The sequence below is a fragment of the Paenibacillus apiarius genome, assembly GCF_017052585.1.
Classification (GTDB): domain Bacteria; phylum Bacillota; class Bacilli; order Paenibacillales; family Paenibacillaceae; genus Paenibacillus_B; species Paenibacillus_B apiarius.
The window spans coordinates 2,111,837-2,133,933 of sequence record NZ_JAFFHZ010000001.1 but is presented as its reverse complement, the minus strand read 5'-3'; the positions used below and the strand labels follow the sequence as shown (position 1 = coordinate 2,133,933).

General features: G+C 54.4%; 17 protein-coding genes. 15 read left to right on the top strand and 2 right to left on the bottom strand.

All coding sequences use genetic code 11. The features are described 5' to 3' along the window. Positions 1 to 180: 180 nt before the first annotated feature. The gene (locus JSQ80_RS09735) at positions 181 to 654 is read right to left on the bottom strand and encodes a hypothetical protein (RefSeq protein WP_206095174.1); all 474 of its coding nucleotides are present in this window, start codon (positions 652 to 654) and stop codon (positions 181 to 183) included. Positions 655 to 806: 152 nt separating this feature from the next. Between JSQ80_RS09735 and JSQ80_RS09730 the strand changes: the two genes are divergently transcribed. The 4 genes from JSQ80_RS09730 to JSQ80_RS09715 all read left to right on the top strand — a co-directional run bounded on the left by JSQ80_RS09730 (position 807) and on the right by JSQ80_RS09715 (position 6,355). Continuing rightward, the gene (locus tag JSQ80_RS09730; RefSeq protein WP_206095173.1) at positions 807 to 1,040 is read left to right on the top strand and encodes a YwbE family protein; all 234 of its coding nucleotides are present in this window, start codon (positions 807 to 809) and stop codon (positions 1,038 to 1,040) included. A 66-nt stretch (positions 1,041 to 1,106) separates the two neighbouring features. After that, positions 1,107 to 2,528 carry a DEAD/DEAH box helicase gene (locus tag JSQ80_RS09725; protein ID WP_240463608.1) on the top strand — a complete coding sequence of 474 codons (1,422 nt, stop codon included), beginning with the start codon at positions 1,107 to 1,109 and terminating at the stop codon, positions 2,526 to 2,528. 766 nt (positions 2,529 to 3,294) lie between these two features. Continuing rightward, positions 3,295 to 5,100 carry an MASE4 domain-containing protein gene (locus JSQ80_RS09720; RefSeq protein WP_240463607.1) on the top strand — a complete coding sequence of 602 codons (1,806 nt, stop codon included), beginning with the start codon at positions 3,295 to 3,297 and terminating at the stop codon, positions 5,098 to 5,100. A 295-nt stretch (positions 5,101 to 5,395) separates the two neighbouring features. Continuing rightward, on the top strand, positions 5,396 to 6,355 hold the full coding sequence (locus JSQ80_RS09715; protein WP_206095172.1) for a protein kinase domain-containing protein: 960 nt from the start codon (positions 5,396 to 5,398) through the stop codon (positions 6,353 to 6,355). Between the two features lie 208 nt (positions 6,356 to 6,563). On the opposite strand, the gene JSQ80_RS09710 is transcribed toward JSQ80_RS09715, so the two are convergent. Beyond that, positions 6,564 to 8,621 (bottom strand): VWA domain-containing protein, encoded by a 2,058-nt coding sequence (locus JSQ80_RS09710; RefSeq protein WP_206095171.1) that lies wholly within the window; start codon positions 8,619 to 8,621, stop codon positions 6,564 to 6,566. A 463-nt stretch (positions 8,622 to 9,084) separates the two neighbouring features. On the opposite strand from JSQ80_RS09710, the gene JSQ80_RS09705 reads away from it, so the two are divergent. The 11 genes from JSQ80_RS09705 (at position 9,085) to JSQ80_RS09655 (ending at position 22,075) form a co-directional block, all read left to right on the top strand. Continuing rightward, positions 9,085 to 11,253: a transcriptional regulator gene (locus tag JSQ80_RS09705; RefSeq protein ID WP_206097532.1), complete on the top strand. Its 2,169-nt coding sequence runs from the start codon at positions 9,085 to 9,087 to the stop codon at positions 11,251 to 11,253. 128 nt (positions 11,254 to 11,381) lie between these two features. Beyond that, positions 11,382 to 11,807, top strand: coding sequence for a membrane-associated protease 1 (locus JSQ80_RS09700; RefSeq protein WP_087434665.1), 426 nt, complete (start codon positions 11,382 to 11,384; stop codon positions 11,805 to 11,807). 101 nt (positions 11,808 to 11,908) lie between these two features. Next, positions 11,909 to 12,370 carry a J domain-containing protein gene (locus JSQ80_RS09695; protein ID WP_206095170.1) on the top strand — a complete coding sequence of 154 codons (462 nt, stop codon included), beginning with the start codon at positions 11,909 to 11,911 and terminating at the stop codon, positions 12,368 to 12,370. A gap of 216 nt (positions 12,371 to 12,586) precedes the next feature. Next, positions 12,587 to 13,168: an FHA domain-containing protein gene (locus JSQ80_RS09690; protein WP_336245719.1), complete on the top strand. Its 582-nt coding sequence runs from the start codon at positions 12,587 to 12,589 to the stop codon at positions 13,166 to 13,168. 47 nt (positions 13,169 to 13,215) lie between these two features. After that, positions 13,216 to 13,737: an FHA domain-containing protein gene (locus JSQ80_RS09685; protein ID WP_087434662.1), complete on the top strand. Its 522-nt coding sequence runs from the start codon at positions 13,216 to 13,218 to the stop codon at positions 13,735 to 13,737. 14 nt (positions 13,738 to 13,751) lie between these two features. Continuing rightward, entirely contained in the window at positions 13,752 to 14,597 is an 846-nt protein-coding gene (locus JSQ80_RS09680; protein WP_206095168.1) for a PP2C family protein-serine/threonine phosphatase, read from the top strand. A gap of 74 nt (positions 14,598 to 14,671) precedes the next feature. Beyond that, positions 14,672 to 16,519 carry a PP2C family protein-serine/threonine phosphatase gene (locus JSQ80_RS09675; RefSeq protein WP_206095167.1) on the top strand — a complete coding sequence of 616 codons (1,848 nt, stop codon included), beginning with the start codon at positions 14,672 to 14,674 and terminating at the stop codon, positions 16,517 to 16,519. 29 nt (positions 16,520 to 16,548) lie between these two features. Next, positions 16,549 to 17,835, top strand: a complete 1,287-nt coding sequence (locus JSQ80_RS09670; RefSeq protein WP_206095166.1) for a normocyte-binding protein — start codon at positions 16,549 to 16,551, stop codon at positions 17,833 to 17,835. Continuing rightward, entirely contained in the window at positions 17,826 to 18,527 is a 702-nt protein-coding gene (locus JSQ80_RS09665; RefSeq protein WP_206095165.1) for an iron-dependent peroxidase, read from the top strand. Before JSQ80_RS09670 ends, JSQ80_RS09665 begins: the two co-directional genes overlap by 10 nt. A gap of 85 nt (positions 18,528 to 18,612) precedes the next feature. Then, positions 18,613 to 21,267 carry an acetate and sugar kinases/Hsc70/actin family protein gene (locus JSQ80_RS09660; RefSeq protein WP_206097531.1) on the top strand — a complete coding sequence of 885 codons (2,655 nt, stop codon included), beginning with the start codon at positions 18,613 to 18,615 and terminating at the stop codon, positions 21,265 to 21,267. Positions 21,268 to 21,295: 28 nt separating this feature from the next. Further along, a complete protein-coding gene (locus tag JSQ80_RS09655) occupies positions 21,296 to 22,075 on the top strand; it encodes a DNA and RNA helicase (protein WP_206095164.1) in 780 nt (259 codons plus the stop codon). Positions 22,076 to 22,097 lie beyond the last annotated feature (22 nt).

Sequence of the window (22,097 nt, the reverse complement as noted above, 5' to 3'; positions counted from 1 at the left end):
GTGAAGCTTATACTCATTACCCAAAAGCTTCCTCTATTGTAACGCGCACTGACTTGGAAACTCCATCATTTTCACGCATACGGTTGGCCCTTCTTTATATATGGGGAAAACGGTGCATCATTGCCGGATGCCTGATTCAATAAAAAACGCTCTCCCCGATGGAAAGAGCGTGCACAATAATTATTTGGATGGAATGAACCCTTCTTCATGCAAATATTCCACTGCTTCTTCGCGAGTTTCAAAAGCCATCTCCAGATTGGACCCGGCATAGACGTTCCACAAATCATGCTCATGAACGAGCACCAATTTCTCTTTGTCCCGATTGCTCCAAATCTCGTCGCCGGTGCCCTTCGAGGCGGCTCCGCCGGCATGCGTTCCGGGCGCAAGCGAATCGATAGATGCCCGAATTATAGCGCGCAGCTCTTCCTCCGTATAGTCGCGAATATTGACCATGCCCTTCGGATCTGCCGCGTATCCAGCCAGATTCCCGGCGTATACGTAGCCATTGCCGTTCGGATGCAGGTGATAGACGACGGTTTTCTTATCCAATACACTCTCGGCGTAATGGAAGTTCACTCGTCCAAGCGAGACGTCCTTGCGCTGCAGCTCGGAAAAGGATTCAATTACCGCTAATTTTTGTTCAAACGTCAGCATGTTTCCTCCTGAATATGGATCGGAATCCATTTTGCCTGTTCATTATACCATATGCACAATAACGTGTATAATATGGAGGATACCGCTGGAAACGGCGGCTAACATCGACATTAAACTGCGGTTTTTCGCTGGACAGGAGCTTTAGGTTGCGTATGGTAAATAACGGACAGCATCGTCAACATATTCATGCCGATCTGGAAGTGGACATTGTGTTAAAGCAAGATCAACGAACAGGGAAGACGACTCGCGGCAAGGTGAAGGATATATTAACGAATTCGCCGTACCATCCGCACGGAATCAAGGTGCGCCTGCAGGACGGGCAAGTCGGCAGGGTCAAGACCATTATTCACACCACGCAATCGGGCGGCAATTCGTCCGAAAGTTAAAGAAAAGGGGTGGCCTGTCTGTCAGGCTTTATACAACTAGGGATTCAACAGGAACTTAATCTCACTTTGAAAAAGAACGGCATTGCCGTTCCGACGCCAGTTCAGCAACAGACGATTCCGGTCGTGCTGGCGGGCAAGGACGTCGTGGCGCAGGCGCAGACGGGGACGGGGAAGACGCTTGCGTTTCTGCTTCCTATCCTGCAGCGCATCGATGTGAGCAAGCCTTATGTTCAAGGGCTTATTGTGGCGCCGACACGAGAGTTGGCTTTACAGATTACGAAAGAAGTCCGCAAGCTCGTCGACTCGCAGAACGGCGTGAAAGTGTTGGCCGTATACGGTGGACAGGATGTAGAGCGGCAAATGCAGAAGCTTCAGGGCGGGCGGCATCTCGTCATCGCTACGCCGGGCAGGCTGCTCGATCATTTGCGCCGGGGCACGATCCAATTGTCGCATGTGGACACACTTGTGCTTGATGAAGCTGACCAAATGCTCCATATGGGCTTTCTGGCCGAAGTGGAGGAGGTTATTCGCAACACGCCTGCAAGACGTCAAACGCTGTTGTTCTCGGCTACGATGCCGGGCGCGGTTCGGCAGCTGGCAGAGCGCTTCATGCGCAAGCCGGTCGACATTCGGATCCGAAGCGAACGCGTCACCTTGACGGGAATTAAGCAGATTGTCGTCGAGACGAGCGACCGGGCGAAGCAGGCGGCGCTGTGCCAGATCATTGACGAGCACCGCCCGTACCAAGCCATCATCTTCTGCCGGACGAAGCGCAGAGCGAGCACGTTGAACGAAGCGCTTCATGCGCAAGGATACGATTCGGACGAACTGCATGGCGATTTGTCTCAAGCGAAGCGTGAGCAGGTCATGCAGCGTTTCCGCGATGTGAAGATGCAGCTGCTCGTTGCGACGGACGTGGCTGCGCGGGGGCTGGATGTTGAAGGCGTGACACACGTATTCAACTACGATATTCCCCATGATGCGGAAAGCTACATTCACCGTATCGGGCGGACGGGCCGGGCCGGCAACAACGGGCTTGCGATTACCTTCGCCGCTCCCCGGGATCGCGTGTATCTGGAGCTCATCGAGCGGGGCATCGGGCAGAAGCTGGAGAAGCGCGGAGCCGACGGTGCGGCTCGTTCGACTGAATCGGCTGGCGAGGCTGAGCGGACTGGCGGCCCTAGACGGGCGGGGACGGCCGCTAAGCGCCGCAGCAATGAAGCCGCTCGCGGCCGCCGTGGCGAGCGTTCCCGAGCCGAAGGAAGCAAGCCGGGCTCAGCGAAGCGAGAGCAGGCTAGAGGCGAGAAGCGGAAGCAGGGGCGGCCGGCGCGGCCGGGACAAGCAGGGCCAGAGCGCCGCAATGAGCGGCAGGGCTCCAAGCCGGCGTCCAGAACGCGCTCATCTGGCGCATCACGCGCTTCCTCGCCGAATCGCAAGGGCAATGCGCCCGCAAGTGCAGGCAGAAGGAACAATAAGAGAACACGCTAGTCGCTAATATCAGGCGCTTATGGCTAATCCGGCCATAAGCGCTTTTTGATTGTTTTTCAAGCGTTGATAGACTTTTTGCAACCTTGGTTGGGCTCTTATTGCCTTGAAGATGATACGCTGTCCTTCAGTGAGAAAGCATGCCTATTTTTCTCATTGCTTCACTCTCCCCTTGATTCAGTAAAGAGGTCTCCTTTTACCTTCGTACTAAAAACAGCCGATCGGTTTTCGGTATATGTTCTTAGATTCACTCTCCCATACAGTCAGAAGGCAAGCGAGGCGAAGCCTAATGTTTCCGATTCGTATGCAAGAGATGCAGCGAAAGAACCAGAGAGGACAATGAACAAGAGTCATCACTAGACAGCCGTTACCTGATGAAAGGGGAGAATGGGTGAAAGAGTAGAAAAGGCCCATACTCGCCCAAACTACCTGATGGAAAGGGAGAATGGTGCAAAGGAGCAGAAAAGGCTCATAGTCGCCCAAACTACCTGATGAAAGGGCAGAATGGGGCAAAGTAGCAAATAAATCCCTTAGACATATCGGCATTCGAAGCAAGGTGAGCAATGAAAAATAAAATGCGTGTTTAAACCTTACGATCTTCGGGTAGTAGTTTAGAAGCATAACATGTCCGTTTCACCCTACACATCGTGTAGGGTTACTTTCATTGTTGAATGCGAAGCGGGTTACAGAAGTATGTTACTATGGAGAAGTAAGCTTTGTTTCGTTGACAGGTGGGACGAACGACTGGAAGAAAGGTTGAGAGACATCGATGCTGCGCATGCGCGACCCGCTAACAAGTTTAATTAATACTCCGGCTGCTCCCAGACAGAAGCTGATGGCCATCATTATCGGGTCCGTCATGTTCGTCATATCACTGATTTCAATTCCTTTTGCGTCGACCCCATTGATTCCTATTAAACCGTTCATGTCTATCATTATCGCATGGGTTATGTTTGGTTATTTCATGACGTCGTATTTGCTCTATATTCAATTTCAGGTAACGCAATATAAACCGATTTTGATTTTATCCGCGACCTTTCTATATTCCGGTCTGATTACGATACCGGAAATTCTTACATTTCCTGGGGTGTTTGCGCAGCAGGGGCTGCTTAATGCAGGGCCGCAGTCGCCCGTCTGGTTCTGGATATGCTGGCATGCCGGGTTTCCATTAGGCATTTTCATGTATGCGATCAGTTTGAGAAGATGGACCTTTGCCTCGACAGAGCGCAAAGGCAAGGCCGGGCCAGGTGTCATTTTTGGCGGTGTCATCGGGATCCTCGCAGGATTGACTTATTTGCTTACGAAGCATCATGAGTTCCTGCCCGTCATTATACAGGGGGGGAAATATCACGAACTGATCGCGATGGGGATAGGTCCTGTTTTGTCCTTGATGAATTTGGCGGTGCTTGTATATTTGTATGTGATGACCAGAGGGCAAAGCTTGCTTCATCTGTGGCTTTTGCTCTCGGTCTTTATGTTATTTCTCGATCTTGTGGTTACGCAGTTCGCGGGGGTCCGTTACAGCTTGGGCTGGTACGTGGCGTGCGTGAATTCGCTTATATCTTCGACAGTGGTGCTGTTTGTCTTCTTTCATCAGATGAATCGTCTGTATGTGCGGTTAATTATTTCGCAGAGCGCGCTTAAGCAATCTCAAGAACGGGTGGCCGTTATTCTGGACAGCATAACGGATGCCTTTTTCGCCGTGGATAGACAGTGGGGATATACCTATATGAATAAAGCAGCAGAGAAATATTCCGGATTTACGTTCGACGAAATAAAGGGACAATCCATCTGGACCATCAGTCCGCATCTGTTGAATACGAAGCTGTATCATATGTGTCATCAGGTAATGGAGCAAGCAGAGCCGGCGGAATTTACCGACTTCGACAAACTGCGCGGCCGCTGGCTTGAAATTCGGGTATACCCGTCCCGCCACGGGATATCCATGTACTATCGCGATGTGACAGATCGGATTGTGGCAGAGGAACAAATGAGGGAAGCGAACAAGAAGCTGCAAATGGCGAATCGGCTCCTGACCGACTTCTCATACACGGATGGGCTTACTGGTGTATACAACCGCCGATATTTCGATCAGATGATGCAGCAGGAATGGGAGCGAATGAAGCGGGAGAAGAGTCCTTTATCGCTCATTATGCTCGATATCGATTATTTTAAGAAATACAACGATACGTATGGACATTTGGCCGGAGACGAATGCCTGTGTCACGTAGCGCAAGCTATCCGAACGGTGGTTATTCATCCGCTATACGTGATGGCCAGGTATGGGGGCGAGGAATTCGGCATCATCCTGCCGCAGACGAATGCTGCCAAGGCGATAGAAGTGGCGGAGGCGATTCGCATATATGTGGCATCGCTGGCGTTCCCGCATGTCGCTTCCAAAACGGGATCCATTGTGACCTGCAGCTTGGGCACCGCAACGTGGCTGCCGGAGAACACGCTGCCGGATCATACCCCAAGCATGCTTATTGCCCAGGCGGATCAAGCGTTGTACATGGCTAAGCAGGCCGGACGCAACCGTGTCGTGGCGGATTACGGAATTGTTTTTACCGGTTAATAAATGAATGGATATAGAGGGCGCGCTCCCGCACACTCAGAAGCGAGCAGTTATTTTCATCGCGTTAAGGCTCTCTGTTACGCAGAAGCTTAGCATCCTGATGGATAGGGAGAGTGAAGCAATGCATGATTCAAGGGACTAAGCATGAGGCGGTTTTTTGAATGAAGCGACTAGAATCACGTAGAAAATTATGGGTGCTGTGCTACAATAGGATGTAATTACGCGCCTAGTGAACAGCAGGCAGGGAAATCTGACTCTGCCACGGTTCTGAGGCCATGAGTATCGGGAGGAAGCTGTGAAACCGGAACATGCCGGCATATGCCTGAACAGAAATGCATTGCTTCATCATGCGTACAAAGTAAAAAAAACGGTCTCTCGCAGCGAACTGGCGATCATCTATACCGGACGCCATGTGGAGAGCGGGAAAGCCGTCATCATTAAGGAGTCGTATCCGAAGCAGCTGGCGGTTCGCGATCTGGACAAGCGGACGGTGCTCTGCCGAATACCATCTGCCAGAAGGCAGTATGACGAGCTGCGCGAAGCGTTTCTGCTCGAAACGAAGGTGCTTCAACAATTGAGCCACCCGAACATTGTCCGTTATCTCGATCACTTCGAAGAAAACGGCACGCATTATATCGTCACGGAATATTGCAAGGGAGTGCCGCTGGATCGTTACATCGAGGAAGGCCGGCTCGCTTCAATGGCCGACTTCCTGCATAGAACGATGCTGCCGCTCATCGATGCGCTCGAGTACGTTCATGCCGAAGGCATCATTCATCGCGACATCAAGCCGGCTAACGTTATCATCGGCGAAGACGGGCAGCCGAAGCTGCTCGATTTCGGTTCGGCGATATATTATGAGCAGACCGGACACCGGATTTTTACGAGCGCAGGATATTCACCGCTTGAATTTTATTCGGAAAAGTCACGCCAGGGCGTCGTATCCGACGTGTACAGCTTTGCGGCCACGTTGTACTTCTGCCTCTGCGGCCGGGCGCCGAACGATGTGACAAGGCGGCTGTTCGACGACAGCATCGATCCGGTCAGAAGCTGGAACCGGAGCGTGAGCCCATTGATGTCGCATGTTATTCGCAAAGGGCTTGCCGTCAATCCGGATAAGAGACACGCTTCCATGAAGACGCTGAAAGCCGCAATTCATACCGAGCGCCTTCTGCGGACGGTTCTCGACCGGCTGCCCGGGAAGCGCAAGCCGGACAATGCCCGGCAGGATATGCCCGGACGCAAACAAGCCTAGTTCCGGAAGCCCGGGTCCGGAAAGGCTAGCTTCGGATACACGCTGCAGTTACAGCACGAAAAAGACGCCAACACCGTGCAACAGCACGGCAAGTGGCGTCTTTTTCGTGCGGAATCGTGCCGGCCACCCGCGAGTTCGGAAGCTCGGCGCAGCTCCGCGTATAAAAGGATTCCGCTGTCAAATCCGGGCCCGGAAGGGCTGTCGAGGTCTAACGGGCTTGGAGCGCAGACGGATCCGCATACGACACGGAGCCCGGCTTCACCGCCTTGAAGCGCAGCTCGATCTCCGTAATTCCGTCCTCGAATGTAATGTACAGCTTGTCATTGTATTCGAGGATTTCGGTATGATTGGGCTTCAGCGGCGTGCGGCCCTTGGCAACCGTACAGTTGGTGCGGTGCTTGACCCGAAGCGTGCCGTTCTTGCCCGCCTCGAATACGATATTGGCTGCTTCAGGCAGCGGTTCATTCACGTCCAGGCGGGCGAACAATTGCTGCAGGCTTACGCGCCGCGCCTTGCCCAAGGAGGTGAGCGGCCAATATTTGACGGGAACTTCATTGCCGCTCGCCGTATTCAGGAAGTAGCCCTCCAGCCTGCCGGTGAACGCCGGCTTGGGCCGCAGCAACGCGAATAATACCCCCGCAGCTATCAATGCGGCGAGCGCGCAGCCCCCTATAATCAAGTAACGATCCCACACGGAAGTTATCGTAATGTTCAGATCGCCCGTGACGGTGCCGCCTTCCGGATCCGTGGCTGTTACGGTCAGCACGGCAGAACCGGAACGAAGAGGCGACAGGAAGAGCCACGTCCCATCCACTCGTGCCTCGATCCGGTCTTCGCGCTTGCCGGCAGCAATCTTGTATGTTAATTCATCCCCGTTCGGATCGGTAAAATAACGGCTGAAATCCAGCTTGGCCTCGCCGTCCTCCTTCGAGATCTCAATCGATGTCAGGCCGGTGGCAAGCGGAGCCTTATTCGTAATGTCCAGATGACTGCCCGCCGTTTCCCGGAAGAAATAAGGCCCATTCATGACGACCTTCCAATCGTAAGCTCCGGATACACGGAATTGGTATTCTGCCGTGAAGCCTGCCCCGTTATTATCCATCTGAACCCGCTCTTCTTTGTTCGTCTTCCGATCCTTGATGACGAGCTCTGCTTCCAGGTTGCGATATACGTCCTTGTCTGCCAACGCCTTGCCTTGGAACGAATGCAGTCGGGAAGCAAAAGCGGTCGGCTGTCCCTTAATGGCCTCTGCGGAAGTCAATTCCGCGCCAGCCTTCATGTTGTAGCTGCCGAGCAGGTTCACCTTCACTACGCCACCGGCCGTTCCCCTGAACTTCAGAAGCAGCTCCCCTTTTTTCGGTTCTGCTATTTTCATCAGTGTATATTTGCCGGACTTGAAGAACCGGACGTTTTTGGAGCTGTAATAAATTTGCGATTCCTTCAACGGGTTCTGCGAGAGCAGAATGATGTTCGCCTCGGACATGCTGGAGTTGGGAAGGTTCACCTTCACTTCCTGCATGCCCCCGGTTGCGGTTACCGCAGCGATGGGAACGAGAACGGATTGAATCTGATCGGCGAAGATCCGGTTGAATATTTCGGGCAGATCTTCCGCACTGCTCGTCATATAAGAAGAACCGCCGGTCTCCGACGCAATCTGCTCCAATTGCTGCTCGTTGACGGAGCCGTCATGATTCAGGCCGACGGTGTAAATGGGATACCCCTTTGTTTTGGCCTGATGGATGACACGCTCCACATCCTTATTCGAGTCCGCTACCGTTCTGCCGGTATATGTATTTCCAAAATCGGTCCCCCCATCGGACAGCAGGATGATAAAGGGCTTGCCGCCCTTGCCCGTCCCGCCTGTCGCGATATCCGCGCCCTTTTTCAAGCCGAGGCCCAGATCCGTATATCCATAACGGCGCAAACTGCCGACTTTGCGCTTTAATTTCTCTTTTTGTCCGGGCAGCGCGAGGGACGTGAGAGGTTCCGACGCCACAATTTTGTCATTATAGGCGACGAACCCGATGCGGGTCCGCTCCGAATCGCTCATGTCCATGAACATGTTGACGACTTCCGCTGCTATACCCTCTTTATCGGTCTCATTCATGGAGTAGCTGACGTCCATGACAAAGACAGCGTCGATTCCCTGCTCCGATCCGGCCTTCGCATCGGCATATCGGATGGGTATCATGGCCGATGCGGCAAGCCATACGGCACAGGCTAAAAGAAGTGAAATAATAGGATTAAATCCCCATATTCTCCTCATAAAAATCGAGATACCACCTTTTAACTTAAAATAAAAATATATATTTTTTTGTAACGATATAAACATTTTGTTAATTAGTACCGAAATAATTGGGAGAATGAGGGGGTTAATCGGGACAATAGGAGAATTCAGCTCGCCGTCCCAAAATATAGCATCGGCAAATTGTCCCGAAAACTGAAGACGATTTGTAAAAAATCATTCTTTGTTGGGGGAATCAAGGAGATTTATAGTTATTTAGTACCTTTTATAAAAAATATTGACAAAAAAGGATGGGTCTATATAAGATTGTGTCGAACTAATCTCCTAGATTTTGAACAAGCAGTACTTTTGCGATAGAGATACTCACGCAGCTAGTGCGAAGAGACTATCACAACGAAATAGAGAGGAGGAAGCATGAAGATTTGCAGGCCGGCATGAGCGCGCAAGCGTGAAAGGCGGTTTGCCACTTTTTATGCTGAACACGATGGACATTATTAATCAAACGAACCGCGCCATGCTCTTCGAGGAAATCAATCCAGAGATGCTGGACCTTCTGACTATCGTAGGCGATGTCAAAGGGATTGACAGCCTCAGTGACGACAAAATCAAGGAAGTCAACGAGCATTTGCTTGTCCGCAGCTTTGACGAGTTTCTGGACAAGTTCTCGCCGAGCGTGTATTCGTTCTACAATGCCGCGAACCAGAAAGTGATGTACACCTTGAAGAAGCCGGAAGGCATCTCGGAAGATTGCATTTCGGAGATCAAAATCGATCAGAGCAATGATTTCCTGAAGATGCTGTTCACGCTCATCGATACGAAGCGCAGCCAAGGCATTACGAATGTCGACTTCAAGTTCGAAAATCTGTTGGACATGATTTCGCCGAAGAAGGTCATGGATGATATCCGCCAAGTGCGGAAAGAGATTCATTACTTGTACAGCCAGCACGACAAGCTGGATGACGGCGATCCGAAGAAGCTCGACCTGGGCGATAAGCTGAACGGCATGTTCGAGGATGCGAGCAAAAACTATAACAACGTGATGGCGATGCTTCCGCTCGCAATCGAGGATATTAAGACCCGGCTGTTGCTCGGGGGCTCGCGGGAAGAGAACCAGTCCGAAGCGATTCAAATCGGCATGCTCACGATCGGCGAGGCCGGGGAACTGAAAATCATTGAAGCGCCGAAGAGCGAGAATACCGAGCTGATGCTGCTGGATGACAGCAGCGGCACCGGGCTCGCCAACGTATTCGAGGAAGATTATGAATCGATTACGGAGACGCCGTCTTCCTACGTGAAAGATCTGGTGGTGCGCACGTTCTGTCCGTTGCCAGCCGTCCAGACGGAGGTCGATACGGAGACAGAAGTAAAGAACTATAACACGTATTTAGAGTTTTACAAAAACGCCAAGGACGACTTTGTGAAAACGGTTAAACCTTTGGTGGAAAAAATATTGGGCGTCCGCATGTTCTTCGACCAATACGCGACCAAAAACAAAGGGATGCAGCCATCGCTTCTCATCACGAACGCGAAGCTCGACATGACGGTGAAGAGCAATAATATTCCGAGATTGGAAACGTATTTGAACACAGTGAACTCCAAAAACGAATTCTCCGATACGATCTGGTTCGGCATCGTGCCTTCTGTTGAGCTCGAATCGGCCGGCAAGGTGAAGGTCACCCGCGAGCGGTTCCGGGGCAACGGAAAAGTCGTGAAGCAGGACGGAAATACGATGGAATCGCTGACGATGCTGTTGCAGGTCGTCAAGGACTACAAGGTGCAGGTCTTCTTCAGCTTCGAATCGGGCGAAGAGACGACCTTCAGCAGCATGGCGACTGCCGGCCTCGACAAGTACATCGACAAGTGCAGCGGCATGGTCCGCAAGGAATACAGCGAATTCGCCATTCCGTGCATCCCGAACTTCACGGTCATTCCGAAGGACAAATCCGGCGTTATCATCGACAGCCGCATGCTGCAAACGGAAAACGGCGTCAAATTGTCCCAGGAGAAGGAAGACATTTTGAAGCTGTGGATCGAAGGCGTGTATGTGGGAGCAGCCTACGTCGCTGCCGGGATAGTCGCCGCGTACCAATGTCCTGAATATTTGCGCGAGTCGTTCAAAAATGTCAGCCGGGAATACCCGGGCGTGCGCTTCGATATCGAGGCCAGCGACCATGCGCTGCGCGCCGTCACGACGATGGCGAAGGAAATCACCGGCTTCACGAACAATATCAAAGACGCGATCAACCGCAAAAACTTCGGCTTTGTCTTCTCTTCCGAGAATGCGCAGCTGCAGGACAAGGATATCAAGCGGATTACGGTGTACAAGGCGAGAAGCATGGCCTTGACGGAGAACGGCTTCGACTCGCTCTATAAAACGCTTGTCAGCACCTACATCGAACGCATTCTCTGCTTCCAGACGGGCGATTTCAAGCATGAGAACATCGTGAAATTTTTCAGCAACAACCCGAGCAGCCAAAAGAGCAAATGGCTCGGTTCACGCGGGTATGTCAACTCCATCATTCAAGACGGGGACGACATGTCCTATATTATCGACGACAAGAGCAACCTGTGCCACATTGACCTCGTGTTCAACGGCAACGTGAAAAACCTCGAAGTCATGATTACGAAAGGCACGACGCCTGTCAAAGCATGAAGAGCGTGACAGGCATATGGAAACGTGTGTTAGAGGCGTGCTTATCCAAGTTCGCCTCCAAACATAAATCCCGAAAGCGGTCTGTGCTTTCGGAAAATATTTCAACCCAATTCAAGGAGGTTTTATTCATGGGATTCATTCTCAGAGTAGAAGGCGCAGAAACAATCGAGCTCGGCATGGACAACATTCAGCAAGTCATCTATGACACCGACACGCCTAACGATTCCAATGCGAGATCGACGGACGTAGGCGCGACAATGCGCATTTCCGGCAAAATCATCACGGCAACCGATGGCGACAATGCCGATGATACGAAAAAACTGGCGCTGTGGTCGCTTGTTCCTGCCGAGAAGTCGGACTGCTACCGCAAGGTAACGCTGGAAGTTATCGCCGCGGATCAGGTCGTGCGCAAAGTGTACTTCCCGAACGCTTTCGTTGTGGACTACACCGAGACTTATGGCGACACTGAAGGGGTCGGTACGTTCAGCCTCTACATCAAACAGAAGAAAGACAAAACCGAGCTTGCTACGATTGACGGCGGTTATCCTGCCTAATAAGGTTACGCATGTGCTCGTAACTAGAATCGGACAACAAATTTTAAGAGGCTTCCAGCCTCTTAAAATTTTATATTCTAATGGTTGGCGGGGTGAGGCGGATGGTTAACTATTACGACCTGCTGGGCGTACGGCGGGATGCGGCGCCGGAGGAATTGAAGAAGGCGTACCGGCGGCTCGCCAAGCAGCATCATCCCGATGTGAACGGCGGCAGTCCCGAAGCGGAGCGGCGGTTCAAGCAGATCCATGAGGCGTATGCGGTGCTGCAGGACGAGGCGGCGCGGAAAGCCTATGACGAACGGTTGGACGGCAACAGCCAAGGTTCCGGCCGGGGAAGCGGCTTCCAGACGGAAGGACAGGGATCGGCTCGGGGAACAGCTGCGGCACGGGAAGCGCGGACGCAGTTCGATCCGCGGAACGTGGAGGCTGACTTTGCGCGGTTCTTCGGCTTCGATCCGAAGACGAAGCGGCCGACGGGCAAGAAGGACGGCGGGAAGGGAGCGGCCAATCCGATCGACACGTCGGATCTGTTTCAACGCTATTTTGGAATGAAGAAGAAATAACGGCCCGGCGTTGCTATGTGCTCTTTATTTTTTAAAATGGTATGCTTCACGGTCGAAAGGGCACTTTGGAACAACCTTTGCAAGGTGGAATGATGCAGGATGTCCGATACATCATTCTGCTCATGTTCGGGGCCTTTTTTTCGTTGTTATGGCCAAACATATATTGATTTTGGACGGGTCCCCTGCGGACTCAAGGGAGTAACGGAGGAATGGAACGTGGGGAATATAGCGGGCACTGAGCCAGCAAAGCGTCACCCGTACCGGCAGGAAAGGTCCGGTTGGATTATCGTCATCGATTTGTTGATCGCCGTCATTGCGGCGGCAGCGCTGTTCTATGTGTATGTATGGAATATGGACCCTGTCTTGAAGGCGGCGGTCGGTGTCCTGTTGGCGGCAACGGCGGTGATTTATGCCGTTCTGCGCGCCCGGAGCCGTACGGCCGGACAGGAGGAAGACGCAACCATTGCCAAGCTTGTCCTCTTGGACGAAGAAGGGGAGAGCGTAAAGGAATGGTACATCCATGGGGAAACATCCTTGCTCATCGGCAAAAATTGCGCGCAAAGCGAGGTTGACATAGATTTGTCCGATTCGGAATATGCGTCGCTCATCAGCAAGCATCACGCGGTGTTGAATTATGCGTCGGGGAACTGGTTCGTCGAGGATCTCGATTCCCGGAACGGCGTCGGCATACGCCAAGCAGGGAGCAGAACGGCAAGCCGGTTGGAGGTGGATGAGCCGTACCGGATTCAATCCGGGGATATCATCTGCATTGCCAACACGCGAATATTAGCGAAGTAACCATACCCATTCAAGCATCGATCAAAATTAACGGAGGAATGAACAGGATGAGTCTGACAAGATGCGCAAACGGACACATGTTCAGCACGAGAAAACATGGCAGCATATGCCCTTATTGCAGCATTTCGGTGGAACAGGCGCCGAGCGGCGAAGTGAAGAAGCAGGCGCGGGCGGAGGAAGAAGAGAAGACGATGCCGTATTTGGGCGAAACGACCGGCATCGAGCCGGTGACCGGATGGCTCGTCTGCATCGAGGGGCCGCAGCTCGGTCAGGATTACCGGATTATGGCGGAGAAAAACTTCATTGGCCGCTCGGAAGAAATGCACATCCGCATCCTCGGGGACAATGCCATATCGCGGCGGAACCATGCGGTTATTGTCTACGACCCGAAGAAGCGCAATTTCTACCTTCTGCCAGGAGATGCGTCGGGCCTTGCCTATCACAACAACGAGGCCGTCTATTCGCCAGTAGAGCTGGCCGCCTATGATGTCATTCAGCTCGGCCGCAGCAAGTTCATCTTTATTGCGCTTTGCGGCGTCCATTTTGAATGGAATAACGATATGGGTTAGGGATGATGACCACGATGGAAGTACAGGATTGGGTGCCGTATTTGATCGTGCTGTCGTCTATTGCCGCGATTCTGCTGCTGCTCGGGGCGCGGAGCCGCCTGATGGCGGATGCGGCAAGCAGCGAGCCGGCGGGCATACCGATTGGGAACGGCCAGACCATCGGTGTCCGGGAGGAGCAGGATGATTATTTCTCCAGCGTCACCACTGCGCACGGTACGGCGGCCGTGCTGGCAGACGGCATCAGCGGCCTTGCGCACGGCAGAATGGCGAGCACGCTGGCCGTGACGGTATTCATCCGGGAGTTTTTGAAGCTGGAAGACATCCGGGATGTCCGGCACTATTTCACGAAGGCGGCTAAAGTGAGCAATACGGAAATTGTAAGGAACTTGAAGGGGGCACCCGGAGGAACAACGCTCGTGGCTGCCGTCATTGCGGACGAACGCCTGTATTGGGGAGCCGTTGGCGACAGCATCATTATGGTGTTCCGGAACGGGGAGTTCATCCGGATGAACGAGAAGCACATTTTGGAGTCGGTGCTGCAGGAACGTTATTTAACGGGAGAGATGACGAGGGAAGAAGCGCTGGATCACCCGATGAAGAGACGGCTCATCAATTATTTGGGCTACGAGAACTTCAAAAGCATCGAAATCGGGAGCGAGCCCTTTGAGCTGCACCCGGGAGACCGGGTCGTCCTGTGCAGCGACGGAGTGTACAACACGCTGACTGAAGTGGAAATGGAGCATATTTTATCCAAGCCGCTCCCGCCTCACGATGCCGCCGAGGAGATCATCGAAGCGATCGAACAGAAGGGATTGGCGAATCAAGATAACGCGACCGTTATCATTGTGGACAACGTCTGAAGCGGCTGTTCCTGGCTTCGGGAGATTTCCATGAATGAGCGCGCATGCGGATAACAGGAGAAGCGGGGGTACGAATGAGAAAGGAGAACAGCGAATTCAAGACCAGCTTCGTCTCGGAAGCCGGTTCTTTTCTACATAATAAGGATTATTTCGCTTATGTCGAGCTTGATGATATGGCTTGTTGGGTCATCGCCGACGGCCTGGATGCGGACCGGGAAGCGGACAGCGCCGAGATGGTCGTCAAAAGCATCCTCCGGCGATTCACCGAGAAGCCGACCATGTCGCCGCTGCGGCTGAAGCAATATATGCAGGAGGCGCACGAATGGCTGAAGGCGGAGAGCCGCAGGGTGCGGCTCAAGGCGAGCCTGATACTGGTCGTGACCGACTATGCGAAGATCGTCTGGGCAGTGGCGGGCAATGCGCGGCTGTATCATTTCCGCGGCGGGCGTCTGTTCGCGCGCAGCAAGGATCAGAGTCTGGCGCAGATGATGGCGGATGCCGGGGAAATCTCGGAAGAAGCGATGGAGGTACATGAAGAGCGCCACAACCTGATTCACTACATGGGCCAGCCCGACGGCTTCGAGCCGTTCGTCTCCAAGAAGGTGCCGCTCTCCGAGGGAGATGCCCTGCTGCTCTGCACGCCCGGGCTATGGGAGGATGTCAACGGCACGGAAATGATCGATGCGCTCGCGGAAGCGAAGGAGCCGGAGGAATTCACCGATACGCTGGAGGATGTGCTGCTCAGCAAGCAGCGGAGGACGGTGAATAATTATACCGCCGTCGCCGTGTACGCCAACAAGGTGTTCAAGGAAGACCCGAAGCGGAAATGGCGGCTGCTGAAAAAGTGGCTGCTGGCGCTGATCGTGCTGCTCATTGCAGGGGGAGGCGCGACCTTCTTCTTCGTGAAGGAGGCGGCACGCAAGGCGGAGAATGCAGCGAATATGCTTGAATTCTCGCAGAATGCGGACATGTACATGAAGGACGGCGACTATCCGAAGGCCGTCAAGGAGTACAGCGAAGCACGCAATATGGCCATCCGGCTGAAGGATCGGATTCACCGCGACATGTACGGCAAGAAGCAGCGCTTGATGCAGCTTATGGTGGACGGAGACGGCTTCTTCAAGGATGGGGATTTCGCCAAGGCGTTGGACAAATACGAGAAGGCAAAGGAAGAAGCGAAGCCGTACAAGGAGTTCAATCATAAAGAGCTGGAAGACAAAATAGACCGTTCCCTTACGTACATGCAAATTATGAGCTGGGTGCAGGAAGGGGACATGAAGTTCGAAGGCCAAGATTACGTCGGAGCGCGCAGCTCCTACCAGAAGGCGCGGAAGGCGGCCATCGAGGAAGGCTATGCGGACGGCGAGAAGGATATTCGCGCGAAGCTCGATGCGGCGGAGGACAAGGTCTCCGGCCTGAAGAAGGAGAAACGGCTGCTGGAGGGCGACAAGCACGAGAAGAAGGGCGATCAGCAGTTTGCCGCGCAGGATTATGTGGGAGCTATCGACGCCTACTCCGCCGCCCAGCAGATCTATCAGGAAATCGATATGCTGGAACGGGTGCTTGGCATGGAGCGGAAGATCGACAAAGCGGTTGATAAGCTCAATCCGGCGCAGCCAGCCGTTCAGCCGTCTGCCGGCTTGGATGGTGCCGGTGCCGCAGCAGCGGGCAATGCGGCCGGCGGTCCGGTATCGGGCGCCGGACAGGCGCAGCCCGCAGCGGGCGGAGCCAACTCCGGCACTGCAGGCGCGGGACAAGCCTCCGGCAACGGAGGGGCGGGAGCCGGATCCGGGAGCGCCAAGCAGCCGTCTACCGGCGGTACGTCCTCGGGCTCATCCGCCGGAGCGGCTGCTGCGGATGGCGGAGGTACGGCCTCTGCTGTGGAAGCGGAAGCGGCGGATGCCAAAGGCAGCGGGGAATAACCGCAGAAGGAGGGAACCCATCAATCGCCATGAAGGACATCGTACACGATCGGTTAAGCAGGATGGAGGATCTCGAACAGCGCAAGCTGCTGAAGCAGCTGATGACCGGACTGTTCTTGAATCTGGTGGAGTATCAGGAAGAGATGAACCGGAATATGGAGCGCAAGGTGTTCGACGAGGTTGAGGACGGCGAGGACAAGCATGACATCTTCGTCTCGATGTGCCGCCGGGATGACCTCGACCCGATTCACGACTTCTTGCACCCGATGCTGCCGGAAGATGCGGCGCGGAAGCCCATCGATATGAGCAGTCTCGTGGGACAGGTGCAGCGGCAGGAGGAAGCGCTGCTGTTTACGCTGTTTCTGCAGTGTGATTTCGCGGCGCTGCGAGAGCTGTTGACCGGCAAGAGAACATTCCGCGGGGAAATGAAGACATCTGGAGGCAGCTGCGCCATACAGGTGCGATTGTCGCAAAGCCAGCTGTACATCAACGAGATTGAAAAGCTATACCATGTATTTCAGCAAAATAGCATTCCATGGAAAACGGTCAATCATCCGTATGCGCACAAGTTTTTCGACGTTCTGCTCACGGACTGCGAGGATACGCTGCGGGAAGAAGACGAGATTTACGAGATTACGGTCGATCTGGAGGAATTCGAGCCGCATAAGCGGGTCGATGTCGTTCCCCTCTGGAACATCGAGCAGCTTGCCATCAAAAACAGCGGATTCCCGGTTCCCGCGTCCGATCGCGTCAACTTCGAGCATGTGCTGTCGCTGCACAAGACGGGCAGCGAGCATGGCTATCTCGTGGAGGGCAATGAAGATAACATCCGCTATATCAAGCGCACGCGGGACGAGCTGACGATTGTCTCGCCGCAGGAGAAGGCAGGCATCTGGAACGTTCTGAAAATTTCGCAGCCTGTCGCTTCACGCCTCGGCAGTCTTGAATACGAGCTGGTGTCCAATCGGAGAACGGATGGCTTTATCGGCAAGTATGCGCGCAGGCAAGCGCAGATTGTGCGGGCCAAGGGCGAAATCCTGCGGATCGTGCACTCCTTCGATGCTGCCCGCATGCTGCAGCTGGAGCATGTGGATATCCGGGACCGGGTGGATGGGACGGAGCAGACGTACGAGATGAACCCGTTCATTAGTGACAATGTCCGCACGGAACGAGACAAGAAGGTGATGCGGCTAGGCTTCCGGGCGCGCAATGCGGAAGAAGGCAACCGCTTCATCCTGCATGACCTGATGAGCTTTCTCGTGTCCGAAGTGCAGATGTATTTTCCGGAATACAAGTGCGAAGGGGAATGGGCGTGAATTATATATGGGATTTGATCATCAAGGCGGAACAATCCGGCGTGAACGCGCTGGACATCCGGTTCACTCCCGCCAAAGTGTATTCGCCCTATATGGAGCTAAGCTTGGAGGACCTCAACGCGCAGGCGATTGGGCAGTTGGGTATGGTCGAGGTCAATCCGTATTACCGGTTCTATGATCTGTTCAAGGACATGTTCGATATTAACAACGAAGAGGATGTGGAGCTGCGCAGCACGCTGTTCGACATCGTGCTGCACTTCTTGACGGGCATTGACCGTGTCCAGGGCATGAACAGGCGGGAATATTACATCAGGTTCGCGCTGCGCGACATGGAGGAAGGCCGATTCGGAGCCCGCGTCAGCGAGGGCATCAAGCTGTTCGACCGCGAGGAGCGCGAGGCTATCGCCGGCAATGTGCTGCGTTTGTATGAGACGGGCGAAGCGGTATATCTGCTCAAGGATACGATGCGGGATATTTTCCCGCGCTCGACGATTTATGCGAACTGCGAGGACAAGGACGAGCTGCTGTTCTATGTCGGACAGGAGGATACCGATACGGCTCGGGCCAAGCTCGAATTGATTAAGGAGCTGTTCCTGCCGGCGCGGTTCCACATAGAAGTATATTGGCGGGATCACTTCGGCATCATCGATGTGGATGACACGATGCGGCTGGGCGGCATTTCGCTCTATTAGCGGTCGGTCAAAAAACGAGGTGCGGACAAAAAGCGAACGGTTCAGCACAGCAGCCTCATGAAGCGAGGCTGGGAGGGAGGCAATGATGGGCGGATATACATACAGGCTTTATACGCAGCCGGCAAGCCGGGACGGCGGGCGGAAGCGCGCGGAATATACCCGGGAGGAATTGTCGGAGATGACGACGTTCCAGCTCCGGAACATTTGCCATCAAGAGAAGCTGGTCATAGGACTAATTCATACACTGGATCGGGAAGGGCTCATCGCGACCATAATGAAATACCGGGGCGCAGATGAGAGCCTGCTCATTAATGACATACAGCCAGGCGGATTCGCCCGGGTCGAGGCGGCGCTGAGAACTTATCTAGGCACGCCTCTTTCCGATGGTGGAGGCATTCGCATTCCAGCCAAAATCACCCTGTATTCCGGTTTGAAGCTGGATCGGTTCGACGGATATCGGGTCGAAGCCGGGCAGGCAATTACCGAATCGAATGTGCTGCTCATCAACGAAAATCTGGAGCTGTGCGCCATTCTCAATCTGGTGAAGGATGGAGCGAAGCCGGGCGTCTACTGCCTCGCGATGGGCGAAGACGCGGAAGTGAAGAAGACGGCGAACCGTCAATATAGCTTGCTTTTCTTCCAGAAGCAGGTGTCGGAATATATGTATCACACCTATTACCGCGACAAGCCGCTTCCGCCCGCCAACCTGTACTATTACAAGGTTCCGGTCGCAGACCTCGACATCCGCGAGCTCGAAGAGACGGATGCCGTGTTGGCGATTGACTTCGGGACGTCCAATACGACGGCCGGGGCGTATTTGGACGGCGGATACGTGACTTCGCTCAACGCAACTGACCTGTTGAATGGCCGCATCCGGCTGGATCGGATCAACTATGTGTCGTTCCCCGATACGACATCCAGGGATGGGGAATGGATCGAGGTGCTGCCGACGGTGATCGGGGTCGCCGATTGCGCCGATCCGGAGCGTGTCCGGTTCAGCTTCGGTTACGACGCGCTGCAGGACAAGAAGAAGGGCGGGTACAGCGGCAGCGCCTCCGTCTTCCACGGCATGAAGCGCTGGGTGAACAACTACAAGCGGCTGGAGGAAGTGACGGATGGCCAAGGGAACGCGGCCGCCGTGACGAGAAGCGACATGCTGCGCGCGTATATGCGGCACGTGGTGCGTATGGCCGAGCACCAGTTCAAGTGCCGCTTCAAGCATTTGCATCTATCCGGGCCGGTTAAGCTGAAGGCGCAGTTCATCGACATGTTCGCCGACATCCTGCCCGAATACAACATCGAGTCGGGCGATGCGCTCGATGAAGGCTTGGCTGTGCTGTACAACACGATCGCCGATCAGATGGAGAAACGCCGCTTCATGGACGGAGAGGAATATAAAGCGCTTGTCATCGACTGCGGCGGGGGAACGACTGACCTGTCGTCTTGCCGCTTCCGCATCGAGGATGGGAATATCGCCTACAAGCTCGATATCCATACGTCTTACGAGAACGGGGATACGAACTTCGGCGGGAACAACATTACATACCGCATTATGCAATTCATGAAGATCGCATTTGCCGGATTCTATGGCAGCGGGGGAGTTCTGCCGGATATCGACAGCTTAATCGATATCCCGGCCACGGACATCTACCGCCACGTGGACGAGTTCGGCGCAGAGGCGGTCTATGCGCAGTTCGACGCCCGCTACCGCGAGGCGGAGGCCTTCCTTCCGACCCGGTTCAAGGAATACGAGAACCGGGCCCGCGATGAATACCAACGGGTGCGGAACAATTTCTATGTCCTATGGGAGATGGCCGATGGCATGAAGAAGGAATTTTTCCGCAAGACGGGCATTCTGCGCAGCCGGTTCCATTCGGGCCAAGGCTGCCGGCAGGAGAGCGACTTGAACCTTACCGCCGTTGACCGGTGGTGCCTGTCGCTGCGGGAGAACGGGCAATTCCGGGATGTGCACGAGCCGCCGGACGTCGTGTTCAACATTCAGGAGATGAACCAGCTTATCCGGGGGGATATCTACGCCATCGTCCGCAAGTTCCTGGACGAGTTCTACCGCGACGGCCGGCTGCAGGATTATTCCATCATCAAGCTGACGGGCCAATCGTGCCGCATCGACGTATTCCGGGAAGCGCTCAAGGAATTCGTGCCTGGACGGGCGATCGAGTTCCGGCAGAAGGCGGAGGATTCGGGGAAGGTGCCGGAGCTGAAGCTAGCCTGCTTGCGGGGCGCCTTGCGTTACTTGAGCGCCCGGAAGTCGGGGCTTATCGAAGCCAAGCTGACGAATCACGCGCCTGTCGTTCCGTATTCGGTCAGCGCTTGGACCCACACGGGCCGGGAGAAGATGCTCATCTCCGGCTACGAACGGCTGGATCAGGCGCAGGGCTCGATCTCGAGGCCGCTCGGCGCGCACGAGATCGAATTCCATATTCGCGGGGGCGACGGACAACTGCGGCATACGGCCGTATACCAGAATGATTTCGCGAGCTACCGTCCCGTGCTGTATGAGGAGATTGCCGCGCAGTTCGGCGCTTGCATTCCGCAGGACGATACCGATTCCATCGCCAACGGGGAGGCGAAGTGGTTCGTGTTCGCAGGCGATGGCAGCTGGGGCTTCGACACGGTGCCGGTCGCACGGCTCGACGAGCAGCTGTATATAGGCAAGAAGCAGTTCTATGCCTTTGAAAATGACCTGTCGGAGCTGGATTTCTTCGACGGCTTGAAATAACGGGGTGTGAGGGAAAGGGGGGATCGTCTTGTTTACGCATCATGTTCCACACTTCCATAAAGGGCGGATTCTGAAGACCGCCATGCTCGAAAATTTGCGGGATTACCCGAGACAGTTCGCCGACATCGCCTATCAGCGGCACTCCGATGGGATTATAACGGGGGCCGAGGTTCAGGTTCATGCCAGCAGCCTGACGATTGCAAGAGGCATCGTCAAGCATGAGGGCCGCTTATACACATTGGAGCGCGACTTCGAACTCCCCTATCGGTCGAACGGGAAGGAGACGGTGCTCAAAATCCGCTTTCTTGCGGAACAGGTATTGAGCGACTTCACCACGCTTCCAGGGGAGATCGTGCTCGATGAGGACAACGTCCATGTCCGGCCCGACGAGCTGGAGCTGGGGCGCTTCAAGCTGAAGGAGGGCGCCCGGCTGCGTGCGGACTATCAGAGCTTCGCCGACTTGGCGACTGAATACAATACGTTCAACGTCATCCATGTGCCCTATGCGGGCTTGGGGCACAGTACGCTGTCTCCGTTCATCCTGCGGTATTTCGCGAATGAGCTGCTGAAGAGCGGAACGGATCATGCTTATGACGCGGGGTTCGCCATGCTGTGCCTGAACGGCGGGGACGTGGAGCGGGACGTGATCCAGCATTATCTCGGGCACCGGCTCGGAACGGGGTACAGGGAGCTGACCAATGAAAGGATATTTGCGGGCTTGCGGCGGATTCTGGGCGAAGCGGGGGGCGGCAGAGCGCTGGCGCCGGATGTCCGGCACGGCGGCCGGCAGCGGGTGATTGTGGACTGACGCAAGAGGATGCCAGCAATAG

Excerpts from the sequence above, each read along its gene's own strand:
- JSQ80_RS09735 (WP_206095174.1), bottom strand. The coding sequence starts at position 654 with ATGCTGACGTTTGAACAAAAATTAGCGGTAATTGAATCCTTTTCCGAG.
- JSQ80_RS09730 (WP_206095173.1), top strand. The coding sequence starts at position 807 with ATGGTAAATAACGGACAGCATCGTCAACATATTCATGCCGATCTGGAA.
- JSQ80_RS09720 (WP_240463607.1), top strand. The coding sequence starts at position 3,295 with ATGCTGCGCATGCGCGACCCGCTAACAAGTTTAATTAATACTCCGGCT.
- JSQ80_RS09710 (WP_206095171.1), bottom strand. The coding sequence starts at position 8,621 with ATGAGGAGAATATGGGGATTTAATCCTATTATTTCACTTCTTTTAGCC.
- JSQ80_RS09705 (WP_206097532.1), top strand. The coding sequence starts at position 9,085 with ATGGACATTATTAATCAAACGAACCGCGCCATGCTCTTCGAGGAAATC.
- JSQ80_RS09700 (WP_087434665.1), top strand. The coding sequence starts at position 11,382 with ATGGGATTCATTCTCAGAGTAGAAGGCGCAGAAACAATCGAGCTCGGC.
- JSQ80_RS09695 (WP_206095170.1), top strand. The coding sequence starts at position 11,909 with ATGGTTAACTATTACGACCTGCTGGGCGTACGGCGGGATGCGGCGCCG.
- JSQ80_RS09685 (WP_087434662.1), top strand. The coding sequence starts at position 13,216 with ATGAGTCTGACAAGATGCGCAAACGGACACATGTTCAGCACGAGAAAA.
- JSQ80_RS09680 (WP_206095168.1), top strand. The coding sequence starts at position 13,752 with ATGGAAGTACAGGATTGGGTGCCGTATTTGATCGTGCTGTCGTCTATT.
- JSQ80_RS09675 (WP_206095167.1), top strand. The coding sequence starts at position 14,672 with ATGAGAAAGGAGAACAGCGAATTCAAGACCAGCTTCGTCTCGGAAGCC.
- JSQ80_RS09670 (WP_206095166.1), top strand. The coding sequence starts at position 16,549 with ATGAAGGACATCGTACACGATCGGTTAAGCAGGATGGAGGATCTCGAA.
- JSQ80_RS09665 (WP_206095165.1), top strand. The coding sequence starts at position 17,826 with ATGGGCGTGAATTATATATGGGATTTGATCATCAAGGCGGAACAATCC.
- JSQ80_RS09660 (WP_206097531.1), top strand. The coding sequence starts at position 18,613 with ATGGGCGGATATACATACAGGCTTTATACGCAGCCGGCAAGCCGGGAC.